Annotated in this window: 14 protein-coding genes; 6 read left to right on the top strand and 8 right to left on the bottom strand. The window is 72.0% G+C overall.

Features of this window, described 5'->3' with window-relative positions:
* Position 1: 1 nt before the first annotated feature.
* Positions 2-430 carry an SRPBCC family protein gene (locus AAH991_RS08520; RefSeq protein WP_346225204.1) on the bottom strand — a complete coding sequence of 143 codons (429 nt, stop codon included), beginning with the start codon at positions 428-430 and terminating at the stop codon, positions 2-4.
* 255 nt (positions 431-685) lie between these two features.
* Between AAH991_RS08520 and AAH991_RS08515 the strand changes: the two genes are divergently transcribed.
* Complete coding sequence (locus AAH991_RS08515) at positions 686-922, top strand: hypothetical protein (protein ID WP_346225203.1); 237 nt, start codon at positions 686-688, stop codon at positions 920-922.
* Between the two features lie 168 nt (positions 923-1090).
* On the opposite strand, the gene AAH991_RS08510 is transcribed toward AAH991_RS08515, so the two are convergent.
* The gene (locus AAH991_RS08510) at positions 1091-1762 is read right to left on the bottom strand and encodes a class F sortase (RefSeq protein WP_346225202.1); all 672 of its coding nucleotides are present in this window, start codon (positions 1760-1762) and stop codon (positions 1091-1093) included.
* 139 nt (positions 1763-1901) lie between these two features.
* On the opposite strand from AAH991_RS08510, the gene AAH991_RS08505 reads away from it, so the two are divergent.
* Together AAH991_RS08505 and AAH991_RS08500 are read left to right on the top strand one after the other, a co-directional pair.
* Entirely contained in the window at positions 1902-3131 is a 1230-nt protein-coding gene (locus AAH991_RS08505; RefSeq protein WP_346225201.1) for a glycosyltransferase family 2 protein, read from the top strand.
* Between the two features lie 2 nt (positions 3132-3133).
* Positions 3134-3298: a hypothetical protein gene (locus AAH991_RS08500; protein WP_169981784.1), complete on the top strand. Its 165-nt coding sequence runs from the start codon at positions 3134-3136 to the stop codon at positions 3296-3298.
* Positions 3299-3343: 45 nt separating this feature from the next.
* Here AAH991_RS08500 and AAH991_RS08495 read toward each other — a convergent pair whose 3' ends face one another.
* Positions 3344-4003 carry a response regulator transcription factor gene (locus tag AAH991_RS08495; protein ID WP_346225200.1) on the bottom strand — a complete coding sequence of 220 codons (660 nt, stop codon included), beginning with the start codon at positions 4001-4003 and terminating at the stop codon, positions 3344-3346.
* A 1-nt stretch (position 4004) separates the two neighbouring features.
* Positions 4005-5987: a sensor histidine kinase gene (locus AAH991_RS08490; RefSeq protein WP_346225199.1), complete on the bottom strand. Its 1983-nt coding sequence runs from the start codon at positions 5985-5987 to the stop codon at positions 4005-4007.
* 155 nt (positions 5988-6142) lie between these two features.
* Between AAH991_RS08490 and AAH991_RS08485 the strand changes: the two genes are divergently transcribed.
* Positions 6143-6832: a DUF4386 family protein gene (locus AAH991_RS08485; protein WP_346225198.1), complete on the top strand. Its 690-nt coding sequence runs from the start codon at positions 6143-6145 to the stop codon at positions 6830-6832.
* A gap of 60 nt (positions 6833-6892) precedes the next feature.
* Here the strand turns inward: AAH991_RS08485 and AAH991_RS08480 are convergent, their stop codons facing one another.
* Together AAH991_RS08480 and AAH991_RS08475 are read right to left on the bottom strand one after the other, a co-directional pair.
* Positions 6893-8296 carry a hypothetical protein gene (locus AAH991_RS08480; RefSeq protein ID WP_346225197.1) on the bottom strand — a complete coding sequence of 468 codons (1404 nt, stop codon included), beginning with the start codon at positions 8294-8296 and terminating at the stop codon, positions 6893-6895.
* Positions 8297-8560: 264 nt separating this feature from the next.
* Positions 8561-9859, bottom strand: coding sequence for an MFS transporter (locus tag AAH991_RS08475; RefSeq protein WP_346225196.1), 1299 nt, complete (start codon positions 9857-9859; stop codon positions 8561-8563).
* 512 nt (positions 9860-10371) lie between these two features.
* On the opposite strand from AAH991_RS08475, the gene AAH991_RS08470 reads away from it, so the two are divergent.
* The gene (locus tag AAH991_RS08470) at positions 10372-11148 is read left to right on the top strand and encodes a class I SAM-dependent methyltransferase (RefSeq protein WP_346225195.1); all 777 of its coding nucleotides are present in this window, start codon (positions 10372-10374) and stop codon (positions 11146-11148) included.
* 10 nt (positions 11149-11158) lie between these two features.
* Here the strand turns inward: AAH991_RS08470 and AAH991_RS08465 are convergent, their stop codons facing one another.
* Together AAH991_RS08465 and AAH991_RS08460 are read right to left on the bottom strand one after the other, a co-directional pair.
* On the bottom strand, positions 11159-13207 hold the full coding sequence (locus AAH991_RS08465; RefSeq protein WP_346225194.1) for a cellulose binding domain-containing protein: 2049 nt from the start codon (positions 13205-13207) through the stop codon (positions 11159-11161).
* A 73-nt stretch (positions 13208-13280) separates the two neighbouring features.
* Positions 13281-13457, bottom strand: a complete 177-nt coding sequence (locus AAH991_RS08460; protein WP_346225193.1) for a hypothetical protein — start codon at positions 13455-13457, stop codon at positions 13281-13283.
* Between the two features lie 55 nt (positions 13458-13512).
* Here AAH991_RS08460 and AAH991_RS08455 point away from each other — a divergent pair, with 55 nt between their 5' ends.
* Positions 13513-14499 carry a helix-turn-helix transcriptional regulator gene (locus AAH991_RS08455; protein ID WP_346225192.1) on the top strand — a complete coding sequence of 329 codons (987 nt, stop codon included), beginning with the start codon at positions 13513-13515 and terminating at the stop codon, positions 14497-14499.
* Positions 14500-14639: the final 140 nt, after the last annotated feature.

Below are 14639 nucleotides of genomic sequence, written 5' to 3'. Positions count from 1 at the left end.
TTCACCGCTCGTCGCCGGACTCGCAGCGCCGTTTGAGGCTCTCCGCCTCCGTGCGCACGTACCTGCGGGTGCGGCCGCCGGCCAGCAGGGCCATCAGCGGCGCCAGCGGTCCGGACTGGACGATCCCGAGCAGGACCGACACCCCGCCGTCCCGGGGCGTGAGCACGTGCGTCCCGAGCGTGGTCACGCCCCCGCCGGCCGCCTGCCAGGCGAAGGACCGGCCTTCGCTGAACTCCGTCACCTGCCAGACCATCGGGGGTAGCCCCGGCTGCTTGATCCGCACGCGCCCGCCGAGGCGCAGCGGGCCGTCGCCGAGGTGCTCCAGCGAGGTCATGGTGGGCGTGAACTCGGGCCATCGGACGACGTCCGTCATGACCCGCCATACCCGCTCCGCGGGGGCGTCGATGTCGACGCCCGTCTCGAACCGCATGTCAGCTGTCCTTCCTTCGCCCGCCGGGGGACGCGTCCCGCGCGGCGCGGTCGTCGACGCGGGCGCCGCGGTCGATCGGCATGGCGACACGTAACCGCACAGGTGTGCCGCCCCGCAACGGGATCGGGGCGGCCCCTGCCGCCGGGCCATGTCACGGTCATGCCGTTTCCATGTGCGGCGTTCCTAGGTTTGGCCGTGTCGAACCGTCTGCTCCCCCCACCAAGGGGAGCCGTCACGAGAAGGAAGGCCGAACCAATGGCATGCACCGAACGCTGGACACCGATCTACAACTGCCCCAGCTACCAGACAGGCGGGCAGCTGTGGAAGGTCTGCGACGGCAAGTACACCCTGATCAGGACCGATCCCTGCCACTACCCGCAGACGAACACCTGCACCTCCGGCAACGGTCCCTACGGGCCGGGCACGTACGGCCCCCCCACCACGGGTCCCTGCCCGAAGCCCGTCTGCCCGCCCTTCCTGCCGAACTGCTAGGTCCTCGGGTGATCCGGGCCTGACCGGTCACCCGGACCCGCTGAAGGGGACGATCGGGGGTGCCGCGGCCGGTAGGGCCGCGGCACCCCTTGCTCGCTTCGGCCCTCGTGCCGCTCGTGACCGGCGAGAGTAGGGGTTGCCACGATTTCGTCACCGCGGCGTGCCACGTCATCCCTTCGCGGTCGGGCGACGGGAGGGGGCGCCGTCCTCCGGGCGGTGCCCGGCGACGAGATGGGCGTAGACGATGACGTTGTCGCGGTAGTGCCCACTGGCGGTGTCGAAGTTCCCGCCACATGTGATCAGGCGCAGTCCGGGGAACTCGACCATCCCGTAGACCTTGCGAGTGGGGAAGCGGTCCTTCGGCACGCGCTCGAGGGAGTCCACCTCGAAGACCACCTGGGTGCGGTCCTTTCTGGAGATCCTCACCGTGTCGCCCGGACGCAGGTCGCCGAGGCGGAAGAAGACACCGGGCCCCTCTTTCGAGTCGACGTGCCCGGCGATGACCGCGGGACCGGGGGTACCCGGCGACGGGCCGAGCCGGTACCAGCCGGCCTCGTCGACCCTGTCGAGAGGCGGGACCTCCAGTGTCCCGTCCGGGTTCTTGCCCAGCGTCATCAGCGTGGTCCGCACGCCGATCTTCGGGATCTCCAGCATGACCGGCGGTGACGACGGCAGTGCCCGCGCCGTGGGCTTCGGCTGCGCCCGCGGGGTCGACACGCTCACGGGAGGCGCGGGAGGCGCCGCCTGACCCTCGCCGGAGCGCCCGGCCGCGACCGTGACGGCGACGGCGACGGCGGCCGCGGACAGGCTCAGAAGGATGGCGACCGCAACCCTGCCCACTTAATCACCGTTCCTGCGTCCCAAAATCGAAAACCATCGTACGTCGCATTGATGTAAACCTGTCGCTTCCGTCACGCGTGTAACCTCTCGGAAGTAGTCACCATGATGCGGCGGTTTGCGGGGAGCTGGACGGTTTCAAGTGGTTCAGTCGGAAACTCTGCCCAGGCCGCCGGAGACCGGGCGCGGCCACGCCTTCGACGCGGGACGCCCAGGACCGTCCGCCACTCCGGCTCATCCGGGCCTCGCGGAGCCCCGTACGGGCCGGCACCGGGCCGGGAAGGGCGCCGCCGGCAAGCGGGACCTCCCGGAGGTCGATCCCGCGCGCATGCACGTCACCGTGCTGGTCCCGGCACACAATGAAGAGGCCCAGATCGCCGAGACGATGACGTCGCTTCACGCGCAGCGGCGCAGGCCCAACCGCGTCATCGTGATCGCGGACAACTGCACCGACAGGACCGAGGAGATCGCCCGCGCGCACGGCGCCGAGGTGATCAGGACGATCGGCAACCGCCACAAGAAGGCGGGCGCCCTCAACCAGGTGCTCGAAGTCCTGCTGCCCCAGCTGGGGTCCCGGCACGCCGTACTGGTCATGGACGCGGACTCGGCGCTCGATCCCGGTTTCATCCACCATGCCGTCCTCCGGTTGGCGACCGGCGAACTGGCCGCGGTGGGAGGCACCTTCACCGGCAAGCCGGGCGGCGGGCTGGTGGGCATGTTCCAGCGCAACGAGTACGCGCGCTACGCCAGGGACGTGCGGCGGCTGCACGGGAAGGCGCTGGTGCTCACCGGGACGGCGACGCTTTTCCGCGCGCTCGCGCTCAAGGAGGTCGTCAGGGCCCGCCGCGGCGGTCGTCTCCCCGGCCGCGACCAGGTCTACGACGTACGTGTCCTGACCGAGGACAACGAGCTCACCCTGGCGCTGCTGCACCTGAGGTTCCGCATCCTGTGTCCCGCGGAATGCACGCTCACCACCGAGGTCATGGAGACCTGGAAGGACCTGTTCAAGCAGCGGCTGCGGTGGAAACGGGGGGCGCTGGAGAACCTCACCGACTACGGCTGGACGCGGGTCACGTTGCCCTACTGGGGCCGGCAGCTCCTGTCGCTGGTCGGGATCATTGTGATCTTCGCGTACCTGGGCGCCACGGCCTGGTCGATCGCGGTCACGGGCACGCTCAACTTCCATCCGCTCTGGCTGGCGGTCACGGGCGTCTTCATGGTCGAGCGGATCGTGACCGTCCGCAGCAGGGGCGGCAGGCAGATGGCGGTCGCCGCCCTGCTGTTCGTAGAAATGATCTTCGATGTCTTCCTGCAGTCAGCACAGGCGAAAGCCTTCTGGGACGCCGCGTGGCGTCGGGAAAGGAAATGGTGAACATGTACAACAACCCACCCATCGGGGGCGTCGCGGCGGGCTTCGGCGGTGCGGCGCTGACCGCCCCGTTCATGGGCTGGAACGCGCTCTGGATCGCCCTGGGCCTGTTCACGCTGGTGTCGGCCGCCGTGGCGGTCAAGCGGATCATCCCGAAGCGCGGGGCCTGACCACCCCGCTCCCTCCGCAGAGCGCTGGGTCGGCCGAACGCCGGCTCAGCGGACGCCGGGCAGGCCGGTGCCGAGCCCGGCGTCCCTGGCCCGGGCGACCGCGGCGGCGCGGTCGCCGACGCCGAGCTTGCCGTACACCGCGCTCACGTAGTTGCGGACCGTCTTGTCCGAGACGTACAGCCGGGAGGCGATGGCGGCGTTGGACAGCCCCCGCGCCATGAGGTCGAGGATCTCCACCTCGCGCTCGGTGAGCTCGGGCAGGATCGGATTGGCCACGGGCCGCCGGGCCTCGGCGCCGACGAGCCCGGCGAGCGCCCGGGCGGCGTTCGGGCCGAAGTAGGCGCCGCCGTCCCGGCAGGCCTCGAGCGCCCGCAGGATCTCGGCCCGGCCCGCACCCTTGAGGAGGTAGCCGCGCGCGCCCGCCCGTACGGCAGCCGCCAGCGACTCGTCGGACTCCAGCATCGTCAGCACCACGACGGCCACGTCCGGATGCTCCGCCCGCAACCGCCCCGTGGCCTCGACGCCGTTCATGACCGGCATGTGCAGGTCCATCAGGACGACGTCGGGCGTGAGCCGGGCCACCATCTCGACGGCGGCCGCGCCGTCGCCCGCCTCGCCCACGACGGTGACGCCGGGCCGGCCGGTCAGCGCCGCGATCAGCCCCTCGCGGTACATGGGGTGGTCGTCGACGATCAGCACACGCATCTCACACCTCGACTCTCGGCAGCCGCACGCGGATCTCCGTGCCGCCGCCCGCAGGGGACAGAATCTCGCACACCCCGTCGAGCTGGGCGGCGGCCTCGGTCATGGACTCCAGGCCCACCCCCGCCCGCCGACGCCGGGCCGGCCCGGCCATGCCGACGCCGTCGTCCCGCACGGTGAGGTGCAGCGTGTCGGCGGACAGGGTGACCTCGATGTCGCAGCCTCCGGCACGCGCGTGCCGGGCGGTGTTGGCCAGCGCCTCGCCCACGATGCGCAGAGCCGCCGCCTCGGTGGCGGCCGGAAGCGGGGGCAGGCCCTGCTCGGGCAGGCTCAGCCGGACCGCGAGGCCGGGGTGGTCGAACGCCGCGGCCTGCGCGCGGAGCGCCTCGGCCAGGCCGAGGTCGTCGAGGGTGGACGGGCCGAGCCCGTCCACGATGCGGCGGACGTCGCTCACGGCGCCGGCCAGCCAGCCCGCGCACCGGTCGGCGAGAGCCTCCGCCCCCGCCGGGTCGGTGCTCACCAGGTCGCGGACGGTCTCCAGCTGCAGATGCACGGCCGACAGGCTGGGCCCGAGGTGATCGTGCAGATCCCGGCGCAGCCGGCGGCGTTCCTCGGCCCGCGCGGCGACCAGCGCCCGCCGTGACCGGTCCAGATCGGCGGCGAGCCGGGCGGCGTGCGCGGCCGCGCCCGCCTGCCGGGCCAGGACGCCCAACAGCCTGGCCTCGGCCGGCCGGAACCGCCCCGCGCGCGGCCGGGTCAGCACAAGCTCGCCCACCGCCTCCCCGGCGTGGACGAGTGGCATGCGCACCGGGTCCGGGCCGACGTCGTCTCCATGGCGGGACTCCGGTCCGTCGAGCACCAGTACCCACACGGCCGGCACCCGCAGGAGCCTGGCGACCTCCGCGGCCAGCCGCTCCAGCGCCTCCGCGGGGGCCGCCGCCGTCTCCAGGGTGGCGCCCAGCCGCCCCAGCGCCTCGTACGGGTCCGCGGCGTCGCCGTACAGCAGCCGGCGCACGCCCCTCTGCAGGAACCGGTGCGCGGGGGCCACGCCGATGGCCACCACCGCGGCCGCGACGAGAGGAGCGCCGACAGTGCGGCCCAGGAGATCGCCGAGCAGTGCGACGACCACCGCGTAGCAGAGGGCGATCTCGGCCGACATCAGCGCCCAGACCAGCCCGCGCCGCAGCACGGTCTCCACGTCCCAGAGCCGGTATCGCTGAACGGCCAGGACCACGGAGACCGGCAACGGCACGGCCGAGGCGGCCAGCAGAACTCCCGCGGCCCCCGCCTCCCGGGTCTGGGCGGCGGCCAGCAGGAGCAGGGTGCCCGCCACTCCGGCGGCCACCCAGGCCAGCTGGCCGCGCTCGTCGCCGCCGGCCCGGCGCATGCGAACGGCCATGGACGCGAGCCCGCCCAGCGCCGCGACCGCGAGCATGACCAGGCAGACGGGGAGCAACGCCTGCGCGCCCGCGACGCCCACGGGGTTGACCAGCCCGCTGCCCGCCAGCGCCGCGTCGTCGCTGAGCTCGTACGGCAGCAACGCCCAGGCGGCCGACGCGGCGACCACCGTCACGCACCCGGCGTACATGAAGGGGCGGAACGCCGCCGCCGGGCGCTCGCCGGAGGGCAGCCAGTAGGGAACGACGGCCGCCACGATCGCGTATGCGGGCACCCAGGTCCACACCGACAGCCAGAGCGCGACCACGTGCCCCGGCCGGTCCGTCATGGCAGTGGCGTACTCGCCCGCCAGGACGCTGGTCGCGGCGCTGGCGCTCACGACGACGAAGAGCCCGCCCAGGACCGTCCGCCCGCGCCGGATGAGGAACGCGCCGGGAGCGCCGTACACGAGCGCCGTCACCGAGATCCACAGCCAGTAGTCGTCGGAGAACGCGGCCGAGGACCCCATGCGGAGCCCGAACGCGGTCAGGGTCGCGGCGGCGGCGCCTCCCGCGGCCAGCTCGCCGATCACTACCGAACGTGAATGCATGAGGAGGATTGTCCGCTATGTGATGTCCCGTCCGCATGGGACAAATCGTCCTTGGTTGAGGAGGGGGCGGAGGGCTCAGGCGGCCCGGGACAGGCCCGCGCCAATGTTTCGGGCACGGCGGCGACAGGGCCGCGATTCACCGAGGAGCAGCACCCATGAATACGTCCCCCCTCTCCCGAAAGCCCTACCTGGTCGCCGCGGCGGTCGTCGCCAGTCCGCTCGCCGGAGTGGTCTGGCACATGGTCGACAAGGTCGGCCTCCCCAGGATCGACGCGACGGACTACCTCGCGCAGGTGGCCGCCAACCGGGGGAGCTACGCTCTCAGCACCCTGCTTTACATGATCTTCGTCGGCTGTTCCATCCCCACCGGTCTGGCCGTGATGCGGGTCCTGCGGGACCGGGCGCCGCTGGCCGGCACGGTCTCCGGCCTGTTGTACACGCTGGCCGGAGCGCTCGGCCTGGTCGTGTCGGGCATGCGGCCGGTCGTCCTGGCCCTGGCGCCGGAGAGCGGAGCGGCCCCCGAGGCCGTCGCGGCCTATCAGCGGTATCAGGACTCCGTGTGGTTCGACGGCGTCATGCTGCCCATGCTCGCCTCGGCCGTGATCGGCCTGATCGTGCTGGCCGCCGCGATCCTGCGCACCGGCGTCCTGCCGCGCTGGACGGCCGCCGCCCTGGTGGCGGGCTTCGTCCTGTCCAGCGGGGAGTTCCCTCCCGCCGTCACGGTGCTGGGCGTGCTTGTGCAGCTGGCGGGCACGGTGCCGCTGGCCGCCGGGCTCCTCGCGGGCCCCGAGGCCGTGAGCGAGGCCGTGAGCGACGCCGAACCGGCGCAGGCGGCCCTCGCCTGAGGCCGGGACGGCGGAAGGCCCCTCTCGTCACGCGACGAGAGGGGCCTTCCCGCGTGCTGATCAGGGGCGGACGCCGTACAGAATGCGCCTGCCCACTCCCGGAAACTCGGTGACGGACCAGAGCATCGGCGTGCTCGTGGCACGGTTCCAGTAGAGGTCCTGGACGCCCGCACCGGCGTAGTGACGAGTCACCGCCGTCGCGCCCGGCCGGGTCACGAAGCGCCCGGCGGCGCCTCCGTGACTCGTCGTGAACTGGTACGTCCCCTTCCAGGACACGCCGCCCTGCGCGTAGCGGACCGGCTGGGTGTACACCGAGGTCGGCCTCGCCGTGCCGCCGGAGGTCCGCAGGCAGCCCTTGGTGCAGGGGGTCTTGTCCGGCGACAGCGGGAAGCGCGCCACGCGCCCCTTGCCGCAGGCGGAGCTCGTGCACCACTCACCGGTGAGGAAGCTCGGCGGGGAGGTGCTCCTGTCGAGACCCGCGTACGTGTAGCACGGTGGGTAGTGGAGGTCACCCGCCTGGCACTTCTGCGGCGTGGTCAGGGGGCCGACCGACGGCCGCCAGATGCCGCGCAGCGGCAGGATGAAGCGGTAGCCCTTGGAATAGAACCGGCCGTTGTGCAGGCCGAAGGGGCGGGTGGCGGCCTGTGCCGACGTCAGATCGGCGCGTGGGCTGAGCGCCAGGTCGATCAGGTTGTGCAGGTCGAAGACGAGTATCCCGTTGAACTCATGCCTCGGACCGTCGTCCGCGACCAGAAGGTACTGGTGATACCAGACGAAGCCGCCCGCGTGGGTCGGCACCGAGGTGAAGGTGACCCCGTTCTTCCCGTATCGCGGCAGCGTCAGCAGCACGTGCTGGTACCGGTGCGCGAAGGACCCCATCGGCGCCTGCTCGTCGAGGAACGTCACCCTGGAGGCGATGGGCGTCCTGTCGGTCGTGCTCGCCCGGCGGTACCAGCCGAAAGCGAAGGCACGCTCCCCGTCGACGACTCCGTTCGCGGTCGCGTCCCAGGTGCCGCTGACTCCCTGCGGATACCACCTGTTCGTGGTGGAATCCGTGGGATTGAGGCAGATCCAGTAATCGCTGCGGACCGGGTACGCGCCGCCCAGCGCGCCGTGCGCACGCTTCGCCTCGGGACAGCCGACGGGACCGCTCGTCGCGATGTGGTCGGACTGGCCGAGCAGCTGGGAAAGGTTCGTGTACCGGTACGACTTCGGCAGGCCCAGGGCAGTGCGCAGTTGGGTGACGAGCTGCGGGTACGGCCTCTTGTCCGGGCCGATCTCGTCCCAGCGCAGCGAGTAGAGGGTGTTGGTGTTCGCGCTGAGCTTCGCCATCGGCGTCGGACTGTTCGACGGGTCGTGGGCCTGCGGCACACCGGCCGCCGCGCCCTGGCTCGCCACCAACGCCGCCGTGAGCACGGCGGCGACCGATACCGCCGTCAGCGCGCGCAAGGGACGGAATGTCACATGTTCTCCTGACTGGCCCGGATGTTCTCGGGTGCGTTCATTCGCACGAGCGTGCTGATGCGGGTGGAAATACGCGCGACGAAAAGCGGATTTCCGCGCACGTCGGGCCGCGCCGAATTTCTTGGCGACCATGTATCCGGAACATAGCAACGGCCCGCCGCGTTGCCCGCGCCAGTTGAGATGCGCCTGCGTCAAGAAAAGTGCAAAAAACGAGGGCACGTGTTTGGCGCCGCTTGTTCGATGTGATCTGGCCGGACTTGTCGTTCAGCCGGAGCCGGTGTCGGCGTGGCCGCGCTCCACGGCCTGCTCCTGCCGCCCCTCGGATCCGTCCGCGGTCGCCCGGCCCCGGCGGAGGGCGGCCGCCGCGGCGACGGCGGGCACCAGGATGACCGCCGCCGCGACGTTGACCGCGCGGAAGCCGCCGGCGGCGAGGATCGGCCCGGCCAGCGCGGCCGCCGCCGCGCCCGCGTAGTTCATGCCGGCGTCGGTGGCCCCCTGCAACGGCACCCGTACGTGGTCCGGCGCGGCGCCGGTGAGCAACGCCGACCCGGAGATCATCGACGCCGACCAGCCCATGCCGAGGACGGTCAGCGCGAGCGCGGTGAGCGCGCTGCCCTCGGGGGCCGACGCGGCCACGAAGCCGAGCACGACGGCCGCCACGAGCATCAGCATTCCCGCGCACGCGGTCCGGACCGCGCCGAGCCGGTCGGCCAGCCAGCCGAAGACCGGGCTGAAGGCGTACATGCCGAGCACGTGCAGGCTGATCACGACGCCGACCAGCCGCAGCGACATGCCGTGGTGCTGCATGTGGAGCGGCGTCATCACCATCACCATGACCATCGTCGCGTGCGCGACCGCGACGAGCACGACCGCGAACCGCGCCACGGGATGGGCCGCCGCCCACCGCAGCGCCGTCGCCGACCCCGCCGTGCGCGGGCTGCCGGCGGCCGGCCCGGACGGCCGTACGGCGGGCCGGAGGAACACCGCGACCACCGCGCCCGCCAGGGCGAAGGACACGACCGAGACCAGGTAGGGCCCGGCGAGGCCGGGCAGCCCGAGCCACCTGCCGAACCGGTCGGCCATCTCGCTGAGGTTGGGGCCGGCCACGGACCCGATCGTGGTGGCCCAGATGACGATCGACATCGTCCTGGCCCGGGCGGCGGGGGCCGCGCCGTCCGCGGCGGCGTACCGGGACTGCAGGTTCACCGCCTGGCCGACGCCGAACATGGCCAGCCCGGCCAGCAGCACGACGAGCTGGGAGACGACGGCGGCCGTGACGATCAGCGCGCCGCCGAGCACGGCGATCGCGTATCCCAGGGTGAGCGAGCGCCGCCGCCCGTGCCGGGCCGCGACGCCGGCCAGCGGCACCGCGGCGACCGCCGCGCCGAGCACGCCCGCGGCCTGGCCCAGCCCCGCGACGGACGTGCCGCCGATCCGCTCCACGAGCAGCCCGCCCACCGCGAAGCCGGAGGCGACCGCGACCCCGCCGAGCAGGTTGCCGGTGACGAGGATCCCGATGCCGCGCGGGCCGGGCTTCGGCCCGCCCGAGTGCTCGTGGCTCATCGTCCGGACCCGCCGCGTGTCCTCGCCCGTCTCCCGGCGCACTCGCCGCGGTCCACGCTGACCACCCGGAACCACCTCTCCGCCGCGCCCTGTCCGGTTGGCTCCGGAAAGCGGCATCTGATGATAAGTCCGGCGTGTGGTGGTGCTCGTCGGTCATCCGCCCACTCGTGGCACAGGGGGAAAGTCGCCGAACGAATCGGTCCCCGGAAAGGGCACCGCCCTCCTCGTCCTGAAGAACGAGGAGGGCGGGCTTCGAGCGGTTTTCGCCGTAACCACACCGGGCGGCTTTTCTGGCGATGAGCCGCGGGGTTTGCGCCTGACATGGCAGGCGCTTGCCATGAAGCCTCTCATATCCAGGTCAAACGGCCGATGCGGCCCGGTGCAACAAACCGCCCCGATCACGCAAAAGGCCGCATGCGCCACCGCCGGGTGGAAACGCGTTCAGGCAAATTCTTCTTGAGGCTCCGCGTGAATGCGAATGACCTCGCGAACGCCGCCCTACGGTTGGGGCCATGCAGCGACAGCCCTACGTGAAACGGCGGCGGTCACGCCTCTCCTACCAGCTGGCCTACGCTCTGCGTCACCCCGGCAAGGTCTGGCCGCACCTGCGGCGGATGAGCCGCGACGCGCGCCTGCGCCTGACGACCGCCGATCACGTCTCCTACTACCGCGAGGTCATGCGCGCCGACATCGCGGATCTGAGCGCCGACGCCGCGATCGGCAGCCACGGCAGGGAGAGCTGGCTGCGGATCGGCAAGATGCAGTTCGACTACCTGCGCGCACACGGCCTCACGCCGCGCGACCGCGTCCTCGACATCGGCTGCGGCAACCTGCGCCTCGGCTGGCGGCTTATCGAGTATCTGGAACCGGGCCACTACTACGGCGTCGACATCTCGCCCGAGATCCTGCTCGCCGCCGCGGACACGGTCGCCCGGCGCGGGCTGCAGTCACGGCTGCCGCACCTGACCGTGGTGGACGACCTCACCTTCGCCTTCCTCCCCGACGAGCACTTCACCGTGATCCACGCGCACAGCGTGTTCTCCCACAGCCCGATCGAGGTGATCGACGAGTGCCTCCGGCACGTCGGCCGCATCCTCCACCCGGACGGGTTCTTCGACTTCACCTTCGACCGTACGGAGAAGGCCGAGCACCACGTGCTGCGCGAGGACTTCTACTACCGGACGGAGACGCTCGTGAACCTCGCCGAGCGGTACGGCCTCACGGCGAGGTTCATGGACGACTGGGAGCGGACCCGGCACAAGCAGTCCAAACTCCGCGTCACGCGCTGAGACCGGCGGACTACAGCGTCGAGCAGACCGTGCCGTTCAGGCGGAAGACCGTGGGGGAGGGGTAGGCCCCCTCGTTGGCGCCGACGAACCCCAGGGTGACGGATCCGCCCGCCGGGATCGTCCTGGTCTGCTCGTTGGGCACGACCCGCACGTCCTGCCCTTCCGACGTCCACGTGCCGCCCGACCCGCTGCTGACCCGCTCTCCGGCGACCGGGAAGCGGAACGCCAGCGTCCAGTCGGACACCTCGTCCGCGCCCCGGTTGGCGACGGTGACCGTGGCGGTGAAGCCCCGCCCCCAGCCCTGCGTCACCCGGTAGCGGACCGCGCAGGTGCTGTCCTGCGGCGTGGGCGCGGTGAAGGTCACCGGCGCGGACGGCCGCGACAGCCGTCCGGCCCGGTCCCCGGCCAGCACGTTGACCGTGTAGGACGCGCCGGGCTCCAGACCGCGCAGCGTGAGCGAGGTGCCCCGGGTCGTGCCCAGCGGGACGGTGTCCGTGCCCGTCTGCCGGTACACCTCGTACCTGTCCGCTGTGGGACCGGCCGGAGGCCAGCTCACCGTGACGCCGCCGGGAACGGCGCGCGCCGTCGGTGTGCCCGGGGCGGGCGCGGGCTTCGGGCCCTTCGCCGCCCGCACCGTCATCGTCGTGATCGAGTACGGCGGGAGCGTCCGGGTGTACGCGTCGCCGTGCTCGGCCCGGACGAGCGCGGTGGCCCCCCGGGTGAAGGTGTACGTCACCGGGCTCCGGCCGGAGGGGGTGAACCCGGTGTAGCGCAGCCGTACGGGATAGGCGGTGCCCGGATCCTTGTTGATCATCACGACGGCCAGGTCGCCGTCGGCCTGCCGTACGGCGTGCACGGCAACCTTGGCCTGGCTGGAGCCGGCCCTGACCAGGCTGTCGCCCGGCCCGGCGGCCGTCTGGAGGATCTCGATGCCGTGGTAGGCGGGGAACGGCGTGTTGAGCGGCGGCTCGCAGACGCCGTCGGCGCACTGGCCGAGCGACAGGAAGCCGATGTCCTGGTAGTCGGTCTCGCCGTCGATCGTGCCGACCTTCTCCAGCGCGTTGTGGGTGTCGAACCAGTCCACGGTGAAGACGCCGTTCTCCAGCGCGGTCAGGTAGGTGTCGGCGGCGAACAGCCCGGCCGCGTGGGTGTTGCGCCCGATGTTGGAGGCGACCTCGGTCAGCGCGAGCGGGACGTCGCGCCCGCCCAGGGCGGCGACGTCGGCCCGCACCTGGGCCAGCATCTCGGCGAGCCCGGGCGGAGAGGCCAGCAGCCCGGCGACGTCGCCGGTGGTGTCCGGGATGCTCGTGCCCGGATACCAGTGGACGGTGAAGAAGTCGATCTCGGGTGCCACCACCGGGATGACCGTGTGGTTCCAGTTCGCCGAGTCGCCGGCGGCGACCACGCCGTCCGGCCAGCTCCCGGGGATCGTGAGCACCGCCCCGATCTTGATCGTGGGATCGACGGCCTTCATCGCGCGGACGAACTCCAGGGTGTTGCGGGCGTACGCCGCGGGGCTCTTGTCCGCGTGGTCGTCGGCCTCCCAGGTGGCGCCGTAGTGGCCGTTGCCGTAGAGCTCGTTGCCGATCTCCCAGTACTTCACGCCGTACTTCTTGGTCACGTTGGCGTACCGGACCCATCCGGCCGCCTCCTCCGGGGTGCCGGTGCCATAGTTGGCGATCACGACGGCCTGCGCGCCGGCCTTCCTGACCGTGCCCATGAACGCGTCGAACCCCGTGTCCGGCGCCACGGTCCCGCCCGGCGCCGTGTGGCTCTCCCAGTGGTAGAGGTCGCCGTACGACCCGCCGGGATAGCGCACGGCGGCGATGCGGGCTCGCTTGTAGAGCCGCGCCACCTCCGGGTCGTTCATGTGGGAGTCCCAGATGGCGGCGTTGGCGCCGTACGCCGCCTCGTGGACGGTGCCGAGCCCGGCGTGCGCGTCGACCGAGACCTCGACGGCGTCACCCTGTGGGGGCGGCGGACTCTTGGCGGGGTCCGCCGCCGCGAGCAGGGAGGCGGCCAGGACCGCGGCGAGCGGGACGGCCAGGGCTCTTCGCATCGATCACTCCGGGGTCGAGGGGGACCGGTTCCGTGAAGTCAGGCCCCGACGATCACCCGTGGTGATCTCCCGGTCAAGGGCGCGGTGCGTCACCCCTGATCAGCGCGCGTGGTTCTTTCATCGGCGGTCTCCCGTCCTCGATCTCGGGGTCGACGCCGGCCGGGTCGGCGGTGACGTGGTAGCGCTTGACGTGGTGGCCGCTCACCTGAATCGGGGGCGGCACGAACAGCAGTTTCTCCGCGAAAGCCATGACGGGACGGTAGGACCGCTTCACTGACACCTTCCGTCAGTGGAATCGTGGCGCCGTGCGCGCGTCCCGGTTGTTGTCGATCCTCCTGTTGCTGCAGTCGCGCGGCCGGATGACGGCCCGGCAGCTCGCCGCCGAGCTGGAGGTCAGCGTCCGCACGATCTACCGGGACGTCGAGTCGCTGCACGTCGCCGGCATCCCTCTCTACGGCGAGGCCGGGCACGAGGGCGGCTATCGCCTGATGGACGGTTTCCGCACCCGGCTCACCGGCCTGACCGAGGGGGAGGCGGGCGCGCTGTTCCTGGCCGGGCTCCGGGGACCGGCCGCGGACCTCGGCCTCGGCGCTCTGCTGGCCGCGGCCGAGCTGAAGATCGAGGCCGCGCTTCCGGGCGGTCTGCGGGAGGAGGCGCGGCGCGTGCGGGAGCACTTCCACCTCGACGCGCCCGGCTGGTACTACGACGGCGACCGGCCGTCCCATCTGCCGGAGGTCGCCGGGGCCGTCTGGAACGCCCGGGTCGTCCGCGTCCGCTACCGCCGCTGGACGGAGCCCTGCGAGGTCGAGCGGCGGCTGGAGCCGTACGGGCTGGTCCTGAAGGCGGGGAAGTGGTATCTCGTGGCGCGGTGCGACGGCGCGTTGCGCACCTACCGGGTCGGCCAGATCCTCGCGCTCACGGTGACCGGCGAGACGTTCGAGCGCCCGGAGGGCTTCGACCTGGCGGGACACTGGCGCGAGCACCTGGCGGGCTTCCGGTCGCGGCTGGTCCGCGGGCACGCGGTGATCCGGCTGTCCGCGCGGGGCAGGGAACGGCTCGGGGAGGTCATGAGCTCGGCCGTCGCCGGCGCCGTGGCCAGGACGGCGGGCCCGCCGGACGAGCGGGGCTGGATCACCGCCACCGTGCCCATCGAGTCGGTGACGCACGCGCGGACGGAGTTCCTCAAGCTCGGAGCCGAGGTGGAGGTCCTGGAACCGGCCGAGCTGCGGCGCGAGATGACGGCGACCGCGCACGCTCTCGCGGGCCTCTATCTGCCGCCTTCGCGGCTTTGAGGGTGAAAAGCGGCCTTAATTCAAGGCGGGCCCTGATAAAAGCTGATACCAACTGGGCGAGCGCCCTGACAGGGGTGGGTTCGAGTTCTATCCTTGACGGCGTCACTGACAGACTTCTCGCGGATTGCGGGAGAAAAAGT

Origin of the sequence: Microbispora sp. ZYX-F-249 (assembly GCF_039649665.1) — a bacterium.
Taxonomy (GTDB): Bacteria; Actinomycetota; Actinomycetes; order Streptosporangiales; family Streptosporangiaceae; genus Microbispora; species Microbispora maris.
This window is presented reverse-complemented; position numbering and strand designations above follow the sequence as displayed.